This window comes from Streptomyces sp. ADMS (assembly GCF_033441795.1).
In the GTDB taxonomy this organism is placed as follows: domain Bacteria; phylum Actinomycetota; class Actinomycetes; order Streptomycetales; family Streptomycetaceae; genus Streptomyces.
This window is the reverse complement of record NZ_JAVFVX010000438.1, coordinates 1-457: the sequence shown is the minus strand read 5'-3', so window position 1 is coordinate 457 and position 457 is coordinate 1. Positions and strand designations below refer to the sequence as shown.

The 457-nt window shown below is 74.0% G+C and carries 1 protein-coding gene; it reads left to right on the top strand.

The annotated features are described in order from the left end of the window. Positions 1-195: 195 nt before the first annotated feature. Positions 196-457, top strand: a 262-nt coding sequence (locus tag RB628_RS41445; protein ID WP_318325772.1) for an esterase, incomplete at its 3' end; no start/stop codon positions are given.

Sequence of the window (457 nt, the reverse complement as noted above, 5' to 3'; positions counted from 1 at the left end):
TCGGCACCGACGTCGTCGTGCGCGACGGCGTCGCGTTCATCGCCGACGACGGCCAAGAGGACTACCTCCCGCCAGCAGTCCGCAGCGCCCTCGCCTGGGCCTGACCCCGGCGCACCGACCCCGACAGGAGGCCCCATCTCACCGCGACACCACCCTTTCAGCGCCCGGCCGCTGCACGGCCTCGCCCTGCGGCCCATGCCGTCCGGAGTGCGCGGCGCACTCGTCCACCGCGTCTCCGCCCTTCCCAACGGACCGCTCGACGTCTCCTGGCTCCAGGCTGACGCCCCCAGACTCCCCCTCGGCCGCATCCGCCTCTACTGGGAGCCCGCCTCCTTGTCGGGCTGGGACGTCACCGCCCACCTCGGGTTGGCCAACGCCGAGGCCCATCTCGCCTCCTGGCCCGCCGCACCCGACGACTGGCCGCACCTGGTCCGCCCGACCATCCACGAGGTACGCG